Genomic DNA, 18,330 nt, shown 5'->3' with positions numbered 1-18,330 from the left:
TGATTACCTCTCAGCGCCTGCGGAGTTAGCTGTCGGGTTCGGATGAGGTCATCCGGCCGCGCATCATGCTGCGGCTTCACCCCAAGGGCCGGCCAAAAGTGGCCTGGCCCGGAGACTCTGGGTCCCCCGTCTCTGCCTCGGAGAAAGAACGGACTCCGGGAAGTGGCAGAGCTCGGCGCATCCCGGATGTGGGCCTGCTAGGGACGACCCACCCTTTCGACGGTACAGGAGGATTCCGTAGAAGTCACATTTAGGTAACAGAGATCACGATGCCGGTGAGTCGCCTTGCCCGATTCGTTATATGCCTTCGGTGGTGACGGTAGGGAATCGAAGGGCGAATTCGGTGCGCCCCGGCCGCGAGGTCATTTCCACGCTACCGCCATGCGCCGAAACGATGGATTCCACAATGGACAAGCCGAGTCCGGAGGTGCCCTCAGTTCCTGATCTTGCGACATCAGCGCGGGCGAACCGGGAGAAGATCCGGCCCTGGAAATCTTCAGGAATTCCGGGGCCGTTGTCCGTCACCGTGACCACGGCGCTGCCATCGGCGGAGAGCATGACACCTGTAGCCACAGTGGTGCCGGGATCGGTGTGTTTGCGGGCATTGGACAGCAAATTGGCCAGCACCTGGTGAAGTTGGGTGGCATCGCCGCGCACAGTGATGGGCTCGTCAGGGAGCTGGAGCTGCCAGATGTGGTCCGGCGCCATGACTTTCTCGTCACTCACCGTTTCGATGACCAGCTGTGTCAGGTCTACGTTTTCGACTTTCACGGGCTTGCCCTCGTCCAGCCGCGCCAGCAGTAGAAGGTCCTCCACCAAGGTGGTCATGCGTTCGGACTGGCTTTGGACCCGCGCCAGCGACTTCCGGCCATCCTCGGTGAACGTTTCCGTCATCCTCAGCAGCTCTGTGTAGCCCCGGATGGCGGTCAGGGGCGTTCGTAGTTCGTGCGAGGCATCGGCCACAAACTGGCGCACTTTGGTTTCGCTTTCCTGCCGGGCTTCCAGCGCGCTCGAAACGTTGTTCAGCATCTGGTTCAAGGCATGGCCGACGCTGCCAACTTCCGTTCCAGGGTGGGATGCCGACGGCGGTACGCGCACCGCCAGTGCCACCTCACCGGCGTCGAGAGGCAGGCGCGCAACCTTTGTGGCCACCTCGGAGAGCTGCTCGAGCGGACGCATGGTCCGGCGGATGATGACCGTCCCCACGAGGCCGATCACCACCAGGCCACCCAGCGAGACCAGCACCATGGTCCACACCAGCGAGGCTTCGGCGCTCTGTTTGTCCGCGAGCGGCAGGCCCGTCACGATCACATCGCCATAGGTGGTCTTGACTGCCACCAGCCGGTAATCGCCGTTGGACAGTGATCGGTCCACGGGGTGGTTGTTCGTGGGGAGCGACACCAGGACCTGCTCGTCGTCTGCTGAGAGCGAGACGCGGTTACCTTGGGCGTCGATCAAACCCGAGCTACGCACAGCGGAGCCGTCGATCCTCGCGTTGAGCGTGCCCGCCGCCTGCCCGCGCGCTTCCAAAGGGTCCGGCCTGCCGGGGGATGACGGAAAGTTCGACGGCGGCCTGCCGAAGTCATTCGCGCGGCTGGACGCCTGCTCCAACTGCCTGTCGAGCTGCCTGTTGAAAACCATGTCCATGGAGGCGTAGCTGACAACTCCCACCGCAGCGCAAATGGCGATCAGCAGGGCCATGGCCACCAGGACCAAGCGTGTACGCAAGTGCCAAGTGGAGGGGTTGAGCCAACTGCGCGGAGTTTGTCCGGCCGCTCTTGACTTCCTGGCCACTCCTGAGAGGGTGCTCAATGCCTAATCCGCAGGCTTGATGACGTATCCGGCACCCCGGACGGTATGGATCATCGGGGGGTGCTTGGCTTCGATCTTCTTGCGCAGATAGGAGATGTAGAGTTCCACGATGTTGGCCTGGCCACCGAAGTCGTAGTCCCACACGCGGTCCAGGATCTGGGCTTTGCTGACAACTCGTTTGGGGTTCTCCATGAGATAGCGCAGCAGCTCGAATTGGGTGGCGGTCAGCGGGATGTCCTGGCCGGCGCGGGTTACTTCCCGGGTATCTACGTTGAGCGTGAGGTCGCCTACCACAAGCTCCGCGGTGTCCATGGCGGCTACGCCGGAGCGCTGGACCAGGCGGTGAAGTCGCAGGAGGACTTCTTCCATGCTGAAGGGTTTAGTGACGTAGTCGTCCCCACCTGCTGCGAGTCCGACAATACGGTCCTCCACGGCGTCCTTGGCCGTGAGGAACAAGGCGGGAACCTCCGGGGCGAAGGTGCGGATGCGGTTCAGGACTTCGACGCCGTCGAATCCGGGAAGCATGACATCCAGAACCAGCACGTCAGGGCGGAAGTCCTTGGCTAGCTTCACTGCCTCCGGACCGTCGCCTGCCACCGCAACGGACCATCCTGCCATGCGCAGGCCCATGCTCATCAGCTCGGCAAGGCTGGGTTCGTCATCTACCACCAGGGCACGGATGGGGGAGCCGTCCGGGTGGGAGAGCTGGGGAAGGTTGTTGGTCATGGAGTGCGAGGAGGCCATGGGATAACTCTCCATTCTGCTGGTTTGCCAACGCTTTGCCCATCCTGTGAGGACGCTGTGAGATCAGACTATCGAGGAGGGGGCTCCCGACACGCTCACGCGTTCCAAGGTTTCCCGAGACCCAGCTTCAGCCAGGTCTCTGAGGCTTGCAGCCGATTCTGTCCCGAAAATTGGTCCGAAAGACTAGTCGCGATTGGACAACAAGTGTTTCAGATCGTGAGATTCCGTCAGGGGAGGGTTGGTGGGAACGGGAATGCACATCATCCCCGTTATGCCGAATAATATTCACGAGTTGCCGGATTTTGCCTGACCGTACCGAATGAAATGGCATTCATTTACTGCCCTTATTGAATTGTGATTTGCGACACAATAGACCTCTGCGTCTCAAAATGTGGACGGTTCGACGCTTTGTTACTTGCGTGTTGCCATTGTTACGTTGCACACTTCCAATGTGAACAAGAACTCAACAGCACCTGCAGCCGCAGCAACCTGGCCCAGCGCACCCGCTGGCCATGATGACCGCTGTTGTCGAATGCAAGCCTAACTTTCCACCCCAAGAAGTTTCAGGCATTCGCCCCCTAGCCCAGCGTTGGGCGCCCCTCCCCAAACTCATTGCGGGGACAACCAGCATTCGAAGCCGCGATGACGGCTATTCACTTTTGAGGTAAGCACTCCATGTCAGTTGCATCTGGATACGTCCACATCTCCGTCCGTAACGCCAACAAGGCTGCGTCAAACGCAGGGCTTCGCCCCGGCTTCGGCAACCGTCCCGGCTACTCTCCCGCCCCGCAAGGCGCCGGTCAGCAGGCCCCCGGATACGTGCCTCAGGGCTATAACCCCAACTCCTACGGCCAGTTGCGCGCAGTCCCCGCCGTGGAGCCGGCGCCCATGACTGCGCCCACCCCTGTGATTGCCCAGTCGGACAAGCTCCGCCCTGTTGCCAACGACAACGTGGCCCGCGGCTTCGTCCTCTACATGGGCATCGACGAAGAAACCGCAGCTGCCGCCGGAACCTCCATTGCGAAGCTCGCCCAGGAAATCCGGGCTTACGCTCAGTCCCTCGTGACCGGCGCCGAGAGCTATGCCGCCGTCGCAGTTGCCCCCGCCGGGGCACCCGGGTCCGCACTCGACGTCGTGCGTTCCACCTTCGGTGACCCTACCGTCGCCGCACGCCAGCGCACCGAAGCAGCCCGCCCGGCGCCCCAGCAGGAAGCCCGTCCGTCCGGCGTCCTGATCGATCTCGCCCGCCGCGAAGTGCACCTCGACGGCGAATCCCTGAACCTCACGTTCAAGGAATTCGAGCTCCTCAACTACCTCGTCGAGAACGGCACGCGCACTGTGGGCCGCGACGAACTCCTTGAAGGCCTGTGGCGCAACGCCGAGGAAGTGCCGAACGAGCGCACTATCGACGTCCACATCCGCCGCCTCCGTTCCAAGCTGGGCCGCCTCGCGAACACGGTCCGCACTGTCCGAGGCCAGGGCTATCGTTTCTACGAGCACCCAGAAGTTATCGTCTGGGCCGCTCCGGAATACTCGATCTAAGTCGCACTACGCCGAAAGCGCTCGTCCTGTAAGGGCGGGCGCTTTCGTGTTCGCGGGGTGATCCAGCGGCGGACGCTTCCGCTGTAGCGGGACGATCCCTTTGCGCCGGCGCTCATTCTTCGCGCGACAACGGCGCTATCGAGATGCCCCGCTACGCTGCAGCTCCCTCCATAACGCCCCTTGCACTCCAGCGCACGCACTATGGCGGCTTCCCTGGACACGTCGAGGAGTCTGACCTCCGCGGCGGAGGGATCTTAGGGGCTGTGTGCCGCCACCACCCACATTGGCCGTCAAATACCCTGGACACGCCTGTTCCACTGCGTGGCGGAGGTGCCGCGAATTCAAAGTTAGTGACGGCGGCCCGCAGGAAGCAGCTGGGGTCTGCGGCGGATAGGGTTGGGTTATGAGTGACCATCACATTAAGCGCCTGGTGATCATGCGGCACGCCAAGGCAGATTGGCCTATGGGGGTGCCTGATCATGAGCGTCCCCTGGAGGAGCGTGGGCATCGGGAGGCTCCGTTGGCTGGGAAGTGGTTGCTCAAACACGGCGTGGTGCCCGACTTCATCCTGTGTTCGTCAGCGTTGAGGACCCGACAGACCTGCACCTGGGTCTGCGATGAGTTGGGGGACAAGGCGCCGACGCCCAAACTCGAGGACGGCTTGTACTCCGCCTCAGCCAACCGCATGTTGACGGTGATCAACCACGTCCCCGACACCGTGACCACGTTGATGGTTATCTCGCATATGCCCGGAGTTCAGGATCTTGCCATGCATCTGGCTTCCCGCGATTCGGACCACGACGCTTACATGGATGCTGCAACCCGTTACCCAACGAGTGCGTTGACGGTAATGGAAACTGAAAAATCGTGGGCTGAGCTCGACGGCCAGGATGCCAGGCTGACGCACTTTACAGTGCCCCGCAAATAGTCATAGCGGGTTGTTTGAGTCCCCAAAAGCCAGCTGCGGCATGCACATGCAGCGGATCTCGAACACCGGTAGGCCCGCAGCTTCTTCGCCATGCCCTGTTGCGATGAGGTATTCGCCGTCGAACATGTACACCGGCAACTGCGGAGCCATGAATTCGTTGTAGCGGCTGGGGTAGACCCATTGACCGCGGATGTCGAACGCAGGAAGCGCGTACGGATCCCGCCGGTTGTGGGCGCTCGGATAGAGGCCGTCGTCGATCATGATGTAGCTAACCAAGCCATACGTGTGATGGTGGTTCATGTCCGTGGGAAAGAGGATTGCTTCCACAGGTGGGCCCCTTCAAGTGTTTCGACGATCGCGTGCTCCGGGCGGCGCGACTAGGTAAGGTTAGCCTAAGCTAACAAGCGTCGCGGCGTCGAATGTTCCCCAGTGTGACGTTGATCGCTCTTAGTTAGCCTTGGGGCAGCGGTAGCTCAGCCGCTATCTCGCGCAGCATGTTCACGGCAAGTCGGATGTTGGGACTGGCCGTCATCGTTTTGCGATAGACAACACCAACGGATCGTTGCTGGACCGGACGGATCACCGGGATGGCCACCACTCCGTCGGGAAGGGGAGGCCTTCCGAGCCTCGGTACGAGTGCCACAGCAACCCCCTGTTCCACCATGGCGATGTGAGTGGAGAAGTCGGGATCGTAGATACGGATGTTGGGGACCTTGCCCAGTCCAGCGAAGATCTGCAGCAGCGCCTCGTTGCAGATGGCTCCTGCAGGGGTGCTGATCCACGTCTCGTCCAGAAGGTCTTCAGGCTCGACGGCGGTGCGCGCCGCCAGCGCGTGCGTGCTGTTGACGAGGACGTCGGCTTGGTCGATGCAGAGGTCTTCATGCACCAGGTTCTCCGGAATCACCAAGGGCACCGAATTCCAGTTATGTACCACCGCAAGTTCGGCCTCGCCTGACGCGACTCGTTGCACCGCCTCCCGCGGATCTTCGGCCAGCACGGTGATGCCCAGAGCCGAGTGGGCAGCGGCGATGCGCCCGAGCAGGGGTCCCACCAGGCCGCGGCAAGCCGTTGAAAACGCGACAAGCCTGAGGAGTCCCGAAGGCTTCGAGGGATCGGCGAGAAGGGTGGCTTGCAGTTCCTCAAGCTCACCCATGATCCGCCGGCCATAACCTGCAAGTGCCAAGCCGCGCTCTGTGAGGAGCACCCCGCGACCGCTGCGTTCCAGCACAGTGACGCCGGTTTGCTTCTCAAGTTTCTTGATTTGCTGCGAAATTGCCGAAGGGCTGAAGCCCATAACGTCCGATGCCGCCACCACTGAGCCGTGCTGCTCCACGGCGACCAAGGCCCTAAGTGCTGAGATGTCGATCATGAAGCAAATCTACGCTGTTCCATATCAAATTCAACGCTGGTGCTTCAACCTAAAGAGGGCCAGAGTGTACTTGTGAACCTTCGCCACTCTGCCCTCGCCCTTATGGTTGCTGTTCTTTGGGGCATCAACTTCGTTGCAATCGACCTCGGTCTCCACACCAACGGCAGGGAAGTCCCGCCCCTGCTCTTCGTCGCCATGCGCTTCTTGTTGGTGGTCTTTCCCTGCATCCTCTTCATCCGCAAACCGGACGTGGGCTGGAAGGCGATTGTCGGCGTCGGGCTCTTCATGAGTGCCGGCCAATTCGGCCTTCTATATCTGGGCATGGCACTTGGGATGCCGGCGGGCCTGGCGTCGCTGGTGCTGCAGGCACAGGTGTTGTTCACCATCTTGCTTGCGGCGAGATTCCTGGGCGAGAGGCCGAGCCGACGACAACTGGCGGGCGTGGCTTTGGGCATCGCAGGCTTAGTGGTAGTGGCCTTGGGGCGAAGTGCCGTGGCTCCGGTTCTGCCGCTCATGATCGTTCTGGCGGCGGCGTTGTCGTGGGCGGTAGGGAATGTGGTGGCCCGGCACACGAAGGCCGCTTCCGGCTTGGGGTTGGTGGTGTGGTCCGGTGCCGTGGTGCCGCTTCCGTTGGCTGGCTTATCGCTGGTAGTGGATGGGCCTGACATAGTGTTGGCAACGCTCACGGACCTGCAGCCGGCCACCGTCTTGAGCGCGATCTATACGGCCGTGTTCGCGTCGTTGATTGGGTACGGCATCTGGAACCGCTTGTTGTCGCTCTACCCGAGTTCCGACGTCGTGCCCTTCACGCTCCTGGTCCCCGTGGTGGGGATGACGGCCGCGTGGCTGGTCCTGAACGAGATTCCTACCTTGACCGAAATACTGGGCGGACTGATCCTGCTCCTCGGAGTTGCCATCGCAGTGCTCGGTGCCGGACGCAAAATCCATCCGGAAACGCCGGTTGTGAGGCCCGCTCTGCGTCTCTAGATCGGGCGGAAGCTCGCAAAGCAGGCCCCACAACGCCTACAACGCAGGCCCCACGCCGAGAATACTCAGCGCAGCTTGAAGATGGTCCGGTGCCAGTCTTTCTCGGCAATTCCGTCCAACTCGAACATCACGTGCTTCACCTGGGTGTATTCATCAAAGGAATAGGCGGACATGTCCTTGCCGAACCCTGATTGCTTGAAGCCGCCGTGGGGCATCTCGGAAATGATCGGAACATGGTCGTTGACCCACACACAACCGGCCTTGATCTCGCGGGTTGCCCGCAAGGCCCGCTGGAGATTGTTCGTCCAGGCGGACGCAGCCAGTCCGTAGACGGTGTCGTTGGCCAGATGGATCGCTTCGTCGTCCGTTTCGAACGGGAGGACCACCAGAACCGGGCCGAACACCTCGTCCTTGACGATTTCCGAGTCCGGCGCCGCGTCAACAACCAGCGTAGGCCGGTAAAAGGCGCCGTTTTCCAGGCCCGCATCCGTAGGAGCGTAGCCGCCTGCCATCACCTTGCTGTAAGACCGGGCGCGGTCCACCATTCCGGCTACGTGGTCGCGCTGCTTGAAGGATATGAGGGGGCCGAGATCTGCATCAGTGCCCCCGGGCGCACCGAGGACGATCCCGTCAAAGCGGGCTGCCACCGCAGCCACGAACTCTTCATAAATGCTCCGATGCACGATAGCCCTGGTGGCCGCAGTGCAGTCCTGGCCGGTGTTGATCAGCGAACCGGCCACAGCGCCATGAACGGCAGCGTCCAGATTGGCGTCGTCGAACACAACAAAGGGTGCCTTACCGCCCAATTCGAGGTGCACGCGCTTCGAGTTGACGGCCGCGGCCTCCAAAACTGTGCGGCCAACCGCGGTGGACCCCGTGAAAGAGACCATGTCCACGTCGGGGTGCCGCATGAGCGCAGCCCCAACCGTGGCGCCGTCGCCCACCACCACGTTCACCACGCCGTCGGGCAGTCCGGCGTCACTGAGCGCTTGTGCGAACATCAGCGACGTCAACGGAGTGATCTCGGCAGGCTTGAGAACGATTGTGTTGCCTGCGGCAATGGCGGGAAGGATCTTCCATGCGGCCATTTGCAGGGGGTAGTTCCAGGGCGCGATGGATCCCACCACACCGATCGCCTCCCGTCGGATGGAGGAAGTGTGTTGGGGCGAATACTCGGCGGTGGCCTTGCCCTCCAGGTGTCGTGCGGCGCCTGCGAAGAAGTCGATGTTGTCGACGGTGCCGGGGACGTCGAATTCGCGGGTTAACCGCAGCGGTTTGCCTGTCTGCGAACTCTCAACGCGGGCGAATTCCTCCGCGCGGTCTTCGACGATGCGGGCGAACTTCTGCAGGATCCCGGCGCGTTCACCCGGCGCGGTGCGGGACCATGACGGGAAGGCACTGCGGGCCGCTGCCACTGCCGACTCCAGATCCGCAAGTGAAGCGAGACCCACCGTTTCCACCACCTCAGAGGTAGCCGGATTGATGACATTGAGGCTGCTTCCAGAGGTTCCGGACAGCAGCTTTCCGTTGATGAACTGGTGCATGAGGGTACCGTGCTTTCCCTGCCGGGCGTCGCTGTCCGGGCAGTGCTGAATGGACGACGCCGGATGGTGGCGTCGTGCGGGGAAGGGTGCGTTGCGTTGTTGGCTAAGAAGACTGTGAGGCAGGTGGTCAGGCCTGCGGTCGACGGTTGCTTTCGCGTTCGGCGCTGTCCAGGATGGCCGAGAGGCCGGCTTGGAACGCCTTGAGGGAATCAAGGTTTTGCAGTGCAGTGTGGTGTTTCTCAAGGAGCGGGCGGCCGGTGATACGCGTGAAAACCCGGGGGTTGAGCCAAGGGTCGTGGCCCTCGGAGTCCGGGAGCCGCTGGATTTCAACCGCAATGCCGGCGCCGAGCGCGAGGGTGTAGCTTTCCAAGGCCGCGTAATAGTGCACCACGCGGTCATCTTCCAGCCCGGCGTCGGTGAGGCATTGCAGGACGAACTCGATCGCTTTCAGCTCGCCGGGGCCGTAGGTGTCCGTGGCAAACGACTCGCTGCCTAAGGAGGGATGCTGCATGAAGGCTTTAAGGACTTCGTCAAGGTAGGCCTCCAGCCGGGCACGCCAATCGCGGTCTCGTGCCGTGGCCAGTGTGCGCTCAACGGACATCATGAACAACTGGTCCAGTGCTGCCCTGATGATTGCGTCCCGGTTCCGGAAATGCCGGTAGACGGCAGTGGCGTCCACCTCGAGTTCCTGTCCCAGCCGTCGCACGGTCAGCCGTTCCCCGAGTTCCTGGCTGGAAATCCGCAGGACGGCGTCGATGATGGTGGCCGGGTCAAGGCGCGTGCGGCGGTCCGTCGACTGTGCTGGCTGCACCATCAGTTGTCCGCCTTCCATGCGTTCCGGGTTGATTATCAACCTACATGATTCATGGCGTCCTCCTTTCAAGGTCCAGTCAAAGTGTTTGTCAGCATTGATGTCAACACTGTTGACTTAAGTGTGATCCGGCTCATAGTGTGTGTCGCAGAGTTGAATTTCCCCACGAAAGGACTCGAAAGTGCACGCCGAGATTTTGTTTGAGAACGGATGGGTGTACACCGGCAATGACGCCGGCCCCCTCCGCGCAAACCTTGCCATAGCCGAAGGCCGCATCATCGCCGTCGGAACACCCGACGAGCTTCACGGTTCGATCACGCCGGAAACCCGGAGAATGGACCTGCAAGGGCAACTGGTGGTGCCTGGCTTCCAGGATGCCCACATCCATCCCATCTTCGCCGGTATCGAACTTCTTCAGTGCGACCTGACAGAGGCCACCAGCGCAGCAGAGGCAGTGGCAGTGGTTGCCCGCTATGCAGCTGATAACCCCGATGAACCTTGGATCCTGGGGGCCGGGTGGTCCATGGATTTCTTCCCGGGCGGTACTCCCACCCGCGAACTGCTGGACGCTGTGGTGCCGGACAAGCCCGTCTACCTCGTCAACAGGGACCACCACGGCGCGTGGGCCAACACAGCAGCGTTTGAGGCGGCGGGAATCGGCGCGGAAACACCTGATCCTGAGGGCGGCCGGCTGGAACGCGAAGAAGACGGGACGCCCGCCGGCACAGTTCATGAGGGGGCCATGGATCTGTTCAATGCGGTCAAGCCAACGGTGCCGTATGAGTTGGCGTACCAAGGCCTGCTCGCATCCCAGCAACTGCTCCTATCGCGAGGCATCACGGCCTGGCAGGACGCCTGGGTTCCCATTCCCGAGGGCGAACATGCCGATCACCTGGACGTCTACATGGACGCGGCGAAGGCGGGCGACCTGAAAGCCCGGGTCACCGCATGCCAATGGTGGGACAGGACAGCCGGAATGGCCCAGCTGGAAGCAATCACGCAACGCCGGGACAGGGTGGCCGATTCCTTCGACCACCATCAGCTCAACGCCAACACCGTGAAGGTGATGGTGGACGGTGTGGCCGAGAACTACACAGCCGCAATGCATCACGTCTACCTCGATGACCATGGCCACCACACGGACAACCGTGGCATCGAGTTCTTCGAGCCCGAGGTGCTGAAGGAATTCGTCACCGCCATAGATGCCGCCGGAATGCAGGTTCACTTCCATGCTCTCGGCGACCGCGCCGTGACGGACGCTTTGGATGCACTTGAAGCGGCGCGGGACAGCAACGGGACCAACGACAACCGTCACCACCTGGCGCACCTTCAGATGGTCCGTAGCGAGGATGTTCCCCGGTTTACCGGACTGAAGGCGGCGGCCAACGTCCAGGCTCTCTGGGCCTGCCATGAAGAACAGATGGACACGCTGACCCTCCCGTTCCTGGAGCCCGGCGCAGAGGACAGGCATTACCCCTTTGGCGAGCTTGCTTCGGCAGGAGCCCGTTTGGTGGCCGGAAGCGACTGGCCTGTCTCCACCGCGGACCCTCTCGCGGCCATCCACGTAGCAGTAAACCGCATAGCGCCGGGGGAGGACCTGCCCGCACTCGGCCCGGAATCGCAAAAGCTCAGCCTCAAGCAGATCCTGGATGCCTACACGCAGGGCTCAGCGTGGATCAACCACATGGAAACGGAAACGGGAACGTTGGAAGCGGGAAAACTCGCCGACCTCGCCGTACTAGACGTCAACGTCTTCGACCTCCCTGCGCAGGAGTTGCACCGGTCGGTGGTGACGCAGACGTGGATTGGGGGCGAATGCGTCTATGACCGCGCGCTCACCCGAAACAGTCAAGCTCAACCGGCCTCGGTGATGCCATGAGGCTGGACCCAGCGCCGCAGCCCGCCCAAGGGGCGGTGCGTTTGAAACCGCGGACGACGCCGTCGCGCATCACCGCGGTTGGTGTCGCCGCCGTCGTGGCCGGGTTGGTCCTGGGCGGCTGCGGCGTCCGGCCCGCCAGCGTGACGGACGCCGCTGACGGAGCCAAGTTCACCATGTCCGACTCCACGCCGGCTCCCGCTCAGGAAATCGACAACTTCAACTGGGCAATGTACGCGGAGCCCTTCTCCCTGGATTATGCGTACGCGTTCGACTACCCGGACAACACTGTGCTGTCCAATGTGTGTGAGTCGCTGTTCCGCTGGAACGCTGACCTGTCCACGGCGCCGGGCTTGGCCACGGGAGTCGAGAACCCTGATCCACTGACATGGATTTACACCATTCGGCAGGGCGTGAAGTTCCACGACGGCAGTGAGATGACAGCTGACGATGTTGTAGCTTCCCTGAGCCGCCACGTGGACCCCGAAGTGGGTTCCTTCTGGGCATCCGCCTACCAGAACGTGGAGTCTATCGAGAAGACCGGCGACTTCGAGGTCACGGTGACCACTACCCGGCCGGACTACGTGTTCAACAGCTCCTTGGTGGGAGCCACGGGCGTGGTGGAGTCCGCCGAAACTCTTGAAGCTGCCGGTAAGGACTACGGGAACTCAAGCACAGGCGTGAACTGCACCGGACCCTTCCAATTCGAGCAATGGGAAGCCGGTGAAAGCATCACCCTCAAACGCTTCGATGATTACTGGGACCCGGAACTCAAAGCCAAGTCCCAACAGGTCACCTTCAAAATGCTGCCCGATGCCACGTCGCGCATCAACGCCTTCCAGACCGGCGAAATCGATGGCGGCTTCGCAATCCCTTCCAATGCCATGGACATCCTGAAAGCCAATAAAGATGCCGGCTCGCTGTACTTTGGCGAGGACACGTCGGTGCAAAGCCTGGTCTTCACCAACCTCGGCGGCACCTTCCAGGACGTCCGGGTCCGCAAGGCGCTGATGATGGCCATAAACCGCGAAGCCTTAATCAAGGCGGCCGAACAGGGGTACGCGAAAAAGACGGACGCCTTGACCACCAAGAGTGTGTGGAAGGACGTGGCATCGCAAACTACGGATGAGGCTTTTGACGGCCTGCTGTCCACACCCTATGACCTGGAAGAAGCCAAGAATCTCATCAAGGAAGCAGGAGCCGAGGGCAGTAAGTTCGTCTTCGCCACTGCCTCCCTGAACGCAGCCTTCGACATCACGGCACGGGCCATCGCGTCGGCAGCCAAAGAAATTGGGCTGGAGCCCGAAATCCAGACCATGTCCAACGACAAATACACCACGCTGTTCTCAGACCCCGAGTCGCGCAAGAACGTAGACCTCCTGGTGACCTCTTGGTACCTCTCCAGCACCGAGCCCTTGGAAATGTACAGCGTGCTCCGCACCGGAGATTTCAGCAACTATGGCGGCTGGAGCAACCCGGAATTCGATGACCTGGTGAACTCCGCGTACGGCGTGCAGGACCCCGATGCCAGGGGCAAACTCACGGGCCAAGCCGCCAAGCTGGCCAGCGAAGAAGTGGTGTGGGGGCCGCTTTACGAGACCGTCACCTCCATGTGGCTGGGCAAACGCATTACCGGGGCGGATCCCTCCATCAACTACATGTACTTCCCGTGGGCAGCCCAGATAGGAGGTCGCTGATATGACCACAACCGATTACACGCAGGCACCGGCGCCGGCCGCTCCCGCCCGCAAGCGGGAAAACCGGGGGGCAGTCCGCCCGGCGGTGTACATCGTAAAGAAGCTGGTGGCCCTGCTGCTGACGCTGTTTGTTGCCTCCCTGGCCGTTTTCTTCTCACGTTTCCTGGTCCCCGGCGACCCGGCACGCTTTCTGCTGAGGGGACGTAGCCCCAAGCCCGAGGCACTGGAAGAGATCACCCGGCAGTTCGGTCTGGATAAACCGGCTTGGGAACAGTACCTGAACTGGCTCGGTGGCATTCTCCAAGGTGATTGGGGACGTTCGCTGACTTACCGCCAGGATGTATCCGACGTCCTGCTCGGACGGCTGCCCACTACCCTGCAACTCGTGGCGCTCGCCGCGGTGTTCATCACGGTCCTGGGGTTGTTCGCCGGCATTGTTGCCAGCCTGAACAAGGGCTTCGGTGACCGCTTCATTCTCATCACCCTCACCGCCGCGGGGGCAGTGCCTCCGTTCGTGGCAGCCATCGCGTTGGTAGCGCTGTTCTCCGTGGGCCTGGGCTGGTTCCCCTCCTTTGGAAGCGGCGACGGCGGATGGGACCGGATCTGGCATCTCACCCTCCCGGCGCTCGCCTTGGGCATCACTTACATCGCCATGGTGGCCAGGGTGACCCGTTCCTCCATGAACGAGCAACTGCTCCGCGAACACGTGGAGGTCGCCACCAGCCGCGGCCTCACCCGCGGATCCGTGGTGGCACGCCATGTGCTGCGCAACGCCATGGGTCCCATCCTGACCGTGAGCGGCGTACTGGTGGCCGGACTGCTGGTCTCCAGCGCCATCATCGAACGGACGTTCGGCCTCTCCGGCATCGGGCAGCTACTGGTGCAGTCCATCGACAGGCTCGACTTCGGCGTCGTCCAAGCGATCGTCATGGTGGTGGTGGCGGCCTTCGTCCTGGTCAATACCGTGGTGGACCTCATCCAACCCCTTATTGATCCGCGGATCGCGGCCGGAACGGAGTCCCGATGACGTTAGCCATCCAGCTGCCCCAGGCAGGGCTTCGCCGTTACGGCAGCCTCCTGTCACCCATGGCGTGGGGCGCGCTCGCCGTCGCCGCCGCCGTCGTACTTCTCTCACTCTTCGCCCCGGTCCTGGCGCCCTACGACCCCGACTATGTGGACCTGAACAACGTCCTTGCCGGTCCCAGCGGACAACACCTGCTGGGGACCGACGCGCTGGGCCGTGACCTGCTCAGCCGGCTCATGCACGGCGGGCGGACCTCGCTGCTGGGGCCCACCATCGTGGTGATCGGCTCCACTGTCCTGGGTTTGCTGCTTGGCCTTGTCGCCGGCTGGTCTGAAGGCTGGCCGGGCAAGGTTTTGGGCCGCCTTTTCGATCTCCTCTTTGCTTTTCCCGCATTGCTCATGGCCATGCTCGCGATCGCGTTGTTCGGTAAAGGGCTCTTCGCACCCATCCTGGCCATGACCATCGCTTACGTTCCGTATGTTGCCAGGCTCACGCAGTCCCTGGTGGTGGCTGAGCGGGGCAGGCCGTATGTCCAGGCTTACCGCGTGCTCGGGTTCCGGACGCCCTGGGTGGTGCTGGGACGGGTTCTCCCCAACCTGGTTCCGACTGTTGGCGCCCAATCAACATTGAACTTCGGCTACGTGCTGGCCGACCTCGCAGCGCTCTCCTTCATCGGACTCGGGGTCCAACCGCCAACCAGCGACTGGGGCGCCATGATCGAGGAATCCCGGGGCGCGCTGCTGGGTGGCTACATCCTGCCCGCCTTCTGGCCCGCCTTGGTAGTGGTCCTGGTAGTGGTGGCCGTCAACGTCATCGGCGAGGAACTCTCAGACCGCATCGGAGGAAAACTTTCATGAGCCAGCTCTTGCAAATCGAAAACTTCACGCTGGGTTTTCCGGGCAGGCCGCCGCTGCTGGACAGCGTCTCCCTGCACGTGAACGACGGCGAAGCGGTCGCCTTGGTGGGGGAGTCCGGCTCAGGCAAGTCGCTGACTACGCGGGCCGCACTGGGGTTGTTTCCTGGGGGTTCGCAGTCCTCCGGCACCGTTTCGGTTCAGGGCCTCGATACCCTGACGGCCGGCAAACAGCGCCTCATGGAGCTGCGGCGGAAGCATGCTTCCATGATTTTCCAGGACCCGAGGGCGGGCATCAACCCCGTCCGGACCGTGGGGGACTTCCTCACTGAAACCTTGGTGAGGCTTGATGGTTTGTCCCGGGCCGAAGCCACGGAACGGGCCGTGACGCAATTGGAGCAGGTTGGCTTGCGGCGTTCCAAGGAGCTCATGGACCAGCACCCGCATCAGCTCTCGGGCGGCATGCTCCAACGTGTCATGATCGCAGCTGCACTCCTGAACTCACCGGATCTGTTGCTGTGCGACGAACCCACCACCGCCTTGGATGTCACTACCCAGGCGGGGATCGTGAGGCTCCTTCGCGAAGAGCAACAGTCACGGGGAATGGGCATGCTCTTCATTACGCACGACCTCAATCTTGCCGCCAGCTTGTGTGAACGCGTCTACGTGCTTCGTCGGGGCGAAGTTGTGGAGCAGGGGCAAACCCAAACCGTCTTCCTAACGCCCCAGCAGGACTACACCAGGCAGCTGGTGGAGGCTACCCCGGTCATTGAAGTGGGCGCCTTGGCTGCGTCGGTGGTCGCCGGGGCACCCCTGCTGACGGCTTCAGGGCTATCCAAAACGTACCAACTGCCCCGCGGCGAAGTCATCACCGCGTTGGATGACGCCGGCTTCACCCTGCCTGAGGGTGGGTCTTTGGGCATCGTGGGGGAGTCGGGTTCTGGAAAGTCCACCCTGGCCCGGCTGGTGGTGGCGCTGGAAACTGCAACATCGGGTGAACTCACGCTGCGGGACGTCCGCAGGCCGCACCGTCCCCTGAAAGCTTCTGAACGAAAAGTCCTGGCCAAGGATGTCCAGATTGTGTTCCAGGATCCCTACCTCTCTTTGGACCCGCGCATCCCTGTAGGAAACGCAGTGGCAGATGTCTTCAGCCTGCATCAGAAGCAAGGACGCAAGGAAGCCAAAGACAGCGCCCGGATCCTGCTGGGGCGCGTGGGAATCGGACCGGAACGTTTCGATGCACGGCCTCGCGCACTCTCGGGTGGGCAGAGGCAGCGGGTTGCGTTGGCCAAAGCGCTCGCCGCCCGCCCCCGGCTCCTGGTGCTGGACGAGGCCACCAGCGCCTTGGATGTATCTGTCCAAGCCCAAGTTCTGGAGCTGGTGGAGGAACTGCGGGATCAGCTCGGACTGACCATCTTATTCGTCACCCACGATCTGGCTGTGGTTTCACGGCTTTGTTCCGAGCTTCTGGTGATGCATCAGGGACGGATCGTGGAACAGGGGCCAACGGCTCGAATCCTTGAGGACCCCGGGGACGACTACACGCGGAACCTCATCGCCTCCCGTCCCCGGCCATTGTGGGACGCCGAGCCGGTCACTGCTGACCGGTAAGAGACTAACCCTTGAAGTAGGAGAATTTCCCGTGAATACCACCGTTTTCGAACGGAATGTCCCGCAGGCCGCCGTCGTATCCCGTGCCCTGGAAGGCGCGGCCCACCGGTCGTTCTGGATCGACCACCTCAAGGACTCGGCCACGCGCTATCCACAACTCGACGGCGATGCTGCCGCGGACCTCGTGATCGTTGGTGGCGGCTATACCGGGTTGTGGACGGCGCTGCGTGCCAAGGAACGCGATCCCGGCCGGACGGTGATCGTGCTGGAAGGGGAGCGGGTGGCATGGGCAGCTTCGGGCCGCAACGGCGGCTTCTGCGAGGCGAGTCTCACCCACGGCCATGAGAATGGCAAGAACCGCTGGCCTGATGAATTGGCGACCCTCGACCGCTTAGGCATGGAGAACCTTGACCGCATGCAGGAAGCCATTGAAAAGTACGGCATGGACTGCGAATGGGAGCGCACCGGTGAGCTCAACGTTGCCGTTGAACCGCACCAGGTGGCTTGGCTCCAAGAGGACGACAGCCCCGGCAGCGTCTTCTTGAACCAGGAAGCCGTGCGGGCAGAAGTCAACTCACCCACCTACCTGGCGGGCCGCTGGCATAAAGACTCCGTGGCGATGGTCCACCCATACAAACTCGGACTTGAGCTGGCTCGAGTGGCAACGGAGCTCGGCGTGGTGATCTACGAGGACACTCGCGTGCGCGAGCTGAAGGACCACGAACAGGGCGTCACCGTTGTTACGGAGCGAGGCAACGTCGAAGCGGACAACGTGGTCCTGGGTACCAACGTGTTTCCGTCACTGCTCAAACGGAACCAGCTGATGACGGTGCCCGTGTATGACTACGCGCTTATGACCGAGCCGCTTAGCGCGGAACAGTTGGAGTCCATCGGCTGGTCCCGGCGTCAGGGGATTGGGGATGTTGCGAATCAATTCCATTACTACCGCATTACCAAGGACCACAGGATCCTGTTCGGTGGCTACGACGCCCTCTACTTCTGGGGGCGGCGCGTGGACCAGCGGCACGAGCACCAGCCCGCGACGTGGGAGAAGATCGCCTCGCACTTCTTCACGACGTTCCCGCAGTTGGAGGGGCTGAAGTTCACCCACAAGTGGGCCGGACCTATTGACTCCAGCACGCAGTTTTGCGCGTTCTTCGGCACGGCGCGGAAGGGACGGGTGGCGTACGCGGCTGGCTTCACGGGCCTGGGCGTGGGTGCCACGGCTTTTGCCGCCGACGTCCTCCTGGATCTCCTGGCCGGGCTGGATACCGAACGCACCCGCGTGGAAATGGTCCGAAAGCGCCCGCTGCCCTTCCCTCCTGAGCCGCTCGCTTCCCTGGGCATCAACCTGACACGCTGGTCCATGGACCGCGCCGATCACAATCAGGGAAAACGGAACCTGATCCTCAAAGCGCTCGACGCCGTCGGGTTGGGATTCGACTCCTGACCCCCTTCGTTGTGGGGCCTGCTTTGCACGTTTAGGTCCCGCGTTAGCGTGTAGAGCGGGCCTCGCAACGCAGGGCGGGTTC

The 18,330-nt window shown here is 62.3% G+C and carries 15 protein-coding genes and 1 riboswitch; of the genes, 9 read left to right on the top strand and 6 right to left on the bottom strand.

The annotated features are described in order from the left end of the window. Positions 1-188: riboswitch (cyclic di-AMP (ydaO/yuaA leader) on the bottom strand. Positions 189-297: 109 nt separating this feature from the next. Together ACIQTW_RS09300 and ACIQTW_RS09295 are read right to left on the bottom strand one after the other, a co-directional pair. Continuing rightward, positions 298-1,794, bottom strand: coding sequence for an ATP-binding protein (locus ACIQTW_RS09300; RefSeq protein WP_402936960.1), 1,497 nt, complete (start codon positions 1,792-1,794; stop codon positions 298-300). Positions 1,795-1,815: 21 nt separating this feature from the next. Then, on the bottom strand, positions 1,816-2,556 hold the full coding sequence (locus ACIQTW_RS09295) for a response regulator transcription factor (protein WP_402936412.1): 741 nt from the start codon (positions 2,554-2,556) through the stop codon (positions 1,816-1,818). 675 nt (positions 2,557-3,231) lie between these two features. Here ACIQTW_RS09295 and ACIQTW_RS09290 point away from each other — a divergent pair. Next, complete coding sequence (locus ACIQTW_RS09290) at positions 3,232-4,098, top strand: winged helix-turn-helix domain-containing protein (protein WP_402936410.1); 867 nt, start codon at positions 3,232-3,234, stop codon at positions 4,096-4,098. A gap of 403 nt (positions 4,099-4,501) precedes the next feature. Beyond that, positions 4,502-5,026 carry a SixA phosphatase family protein gene (locus ACIQTW_RS09285; protein WP_402936408.1) on the top strand — a complete coding sequence of 175 codons (525 nt, stop codon included), beginning with the start codon at positions 4,502-4,504 and terminating at the stop codon, positions 5,024-5,026. On the opposite strand, the gene ACIQTW_RS09280 is transcribed toward ACIQTW_RS09285, so the two are convergent. Both ACIQTW_RS09280 and ACIQTW_RS09275 read right to left on the bottom strand, forming a co-directional pair. Next, positions 5,027-5,353 (bottom strand): hypothetical protein, encoded by a 327-nt coding sequence (locus tag ACIQTW_RS09280; RefSeq protein ID WP_402936406.1) that lies wholly within the window; start codon positions 5,351-5,353, stop codon positions 5,027-5,029. A 124-nt stretch (positions 5,354-5,477) separates the two neighbouring features. Then, positions 5,478-6,395 carry a LysR family transcriptional regulator gene (locus tag ACIQTW_RS09275; protein ID WP_402936404.1) on the bottom strand — a complete coding sequence of 306 codons (918 nt, stop codon included), beginning with the start codon at positions 6,393-6,395 and terminating at the stop codon, positions 5,478-5,480. A 72-nt stretch (positions 6,396-6,467) separates the two neighbouring features. Here ACIQTW_RS09275 and ACIQTW_RS09270 point away from each other — a divergent pair, with 72 nt between their 5' ends. Beyond that, the gene (locus tag ACIQTW_RS09270) at positions 6,468-7,382 is read left to right on the top strand and encodes an EamA family transporter (protein WP_402936403.1); all 915 of its coding nucleotides are present in this window, start codon (positions 6,468-6,470) and stop codon (positions 7,380-7,382) included. Between the two features lie 65 nt (positions 7,383-7,447). Here ACIQTW_RS09270 and ACIQTW_RS09265 read toward each other — a convergent pair whose 3' ends face one another. Together ACIQTW_RS09265 and ACIQTW_RS09260 are read right to left on the bottom strand one after the other, a co-directional pair. Next, a complete protein-coding gene (locus ACIQTW_RS09265; RefSeq protein ID WP_402936401.1) occupies positions 7,448-8,926 on the bottom strand; it encodes a gamma-aminobutyraldehyde dehydrogenase in 1,479 nt (492 codons plus the stop codon). 127 nt (positions 8,927-9,053) lie between these two features. Next, positions 9,054-9,740 carry a TetR/AcrR family transcriptional regulator gene (locus tag ACIQTW_RS09260; RefSeq protein WP_402936399.1) on the bottom strand — a complete coding sequence of 229 codons (687 nt, stop codon included), beginning with the start codon at positions 9,738-9,740 and terminating at the stop codon, positions 9,054-9,056. 178 nt (positions 9,741-9,918) lie between these two features. Here ACIQTW_RS09260 and ACIQTW_RS09255 point away from each other — a divergent pair, with 178 nt between their 5' ends. The 6 genes from ACIQTW_RS09255 to ACIQTW_RS09230 are packed head-to-tail and all read left to right on the top strand — an operon-like array spanning position 9,919 to position 18,248. After that, positions 9,919-11,616 carry an amidohydrolase gene (locus ACIQTW_RS09255; RefSeq protein WP_402936397.1) on the top strand — a complete coding sequence of 566 codons (1,698 nt, stop codon included), beginning with the start codon at positions 9,919-9,921 and terminating at the stop codon, positions 11,614-11,616. Beyond that, positions 11,613-13,310: an ABC transporter substrate-binding protein gene (locus tag ACIQTW_RS09250; protein WP_402936395.1), complete on the top strand. Its 1,698-nt coding sequence runs from the start codon at positions 11,613-11,615 to the stop codon at positions 13,308-13,310. The genes ACIQTW_RS09255 and ACIQTW_RS09250 overlap by 4 nt, the downstream gene beginning before the upstream one ends. A 1-nt stretch (position 13,311) precedes the next feature. Next, entirely contained in the window at positions 13,312-14,337 is a 1,026-nt protein-coding gene (locus ACIQTW_RS09245) for an ABC transporter permease (RefSeq protein ID WP_402936393.1), read from the top strand. Continuing rightward, a complete protein-coding gene (locus tag ACIQTW_RS09240; protein ID WP_402936391.1) occupies positions 14,334-15,191 on the top strand; it encodes an ABC transporter permease in 858 nt (285 codons plus the stop codon). The genes ACIQTW_RS09245 and ACIQTW_RS09240 overlap by 4 nt, the downstream gene beginning before the upstream one ends. Beyond that, the gene (locus ACIQTW_RS09235) at positions 15,188-16,798 is read left to right on the top strand and encodes a dipeptide ABC transporter ATP-binding protein (RefSeq protein WP_402936389.1); all 1,611 of its coding nucleotides are present in this window, start codon (positions 15,188-15,190) and stop codon (positions 16,796-16,798) included. The genes ACIQTW_RS09240 and ACIQTW_RS09235 overlap by 4 nt, the downstream gene beginning before the upstream one ends. Before the next feature lie 31 nt (positions 16,799-16,829). Continuing rightward, on the top strand, positions 16,830-18,248 hold the full coding sequence (locus ACIQTW_RS09230) for an NAD(P)/FAD-dependent oxidoreductase (RefSeq protein ID WP_402936387.1): 1,419 nt from the start codon (positions 16,830-16,832) through the stop codon (positions 18,246-18,248). The last annotated feature ends 82 nt before the right edge of the window (positions 18,249-18,330 follow it).

The sequence above is a fragment of the Paenarthrobacter sp. NPDC090517 genome (assembly GCF_044769165.1).
Taxonomy (GTDB): domain Bacteria; phylum Actinomycetota; class Actinomycetes; order Actinomycetales; family Micrococcaceae; genus Arthrobacter.
The sequence above is the reverse complement of the archived record's forward strand: the minus strand, read 5'-3'. Positions and strand labels throughout refer to the sequence as shown.

Excerpts from the sequence above, each read along its gene's own strand:
- ACIQTW_RS09295 (WP_402936412.1), bottom strand. The coding sequence starts at position 2,556 with ATGGCCTCCTCGCACTCCATGACCAACAACCTTCCCCAGCTCTCCCAC.
- ACIQTW_RS09290 (WP_402936410.1), top strand. The coding sequence starts at position 3,232 with ATGTCAGTTGCATCTGGATACGTCCACATCTCCGTCCGTAACGCCAAC.
- ACIQTW_RS09285 (WP_402936408.1), top strand. The coding sequence starts at position 4,502 with ATGAGTGACCATCACATTAAGCGCCTGGTGATCATGCGGCACGCCAAG.
- ACIQTW_RS09275 (WP_402936404.1), bottom strand. The coding sequence starts at position 6,395 with ATGATCGACATCTCAGCACTTAGGGCCTTGGTCGCCGTGGAGCAGCAC.
- ACIQTW_RS09265 (WP_402936401.1), bottom strand. The coding sequence starts at position 8,926 with ATGCACCAGTTCATCAACGGAAAGCTGCTGTCCGGAACCTCTGGAAGC.
- ACIQTW_RS09260 (WP_402936399.1), bottom strand. The coding sequence starts at position 9,740 with ATGGTGCAGCCAGCACAGTCGACGGACCGCCGCACGCGCCTTGACCCG.
- ACIQTW_RS09250 (WP_402936395.1), top strand. The coding sequence starts at position 11,613 with ATGAGGCTGGACCCAGCGCCGCAGCCCGCCCAAGGGGCGGTGCGTTTG.
- ACIQTW_RS09245 (WP_402936393.1), top strand. The coding sequence starts at position 13,312 with ATGACCACAACCGATTACACGCAGGCACCGGCGCCGGCCGCTCCCGCC.
- ACIQTW_RS09240 (WP_402936391.1), top strand. The coding sequence starts at position 14,334 with ATGACGTTAGCCATCCAGCTGCCCCAGGCAGGGCTTCGCCGTTACGGC.
- ACIQTW_RS09235 (WP_402936389.1), top strand. The coding sequence starts at position 15,188 with ATGAGCCAGCTCTTGCAAATCGAAAACTTCACGCTGGGTTTTCCGGGC.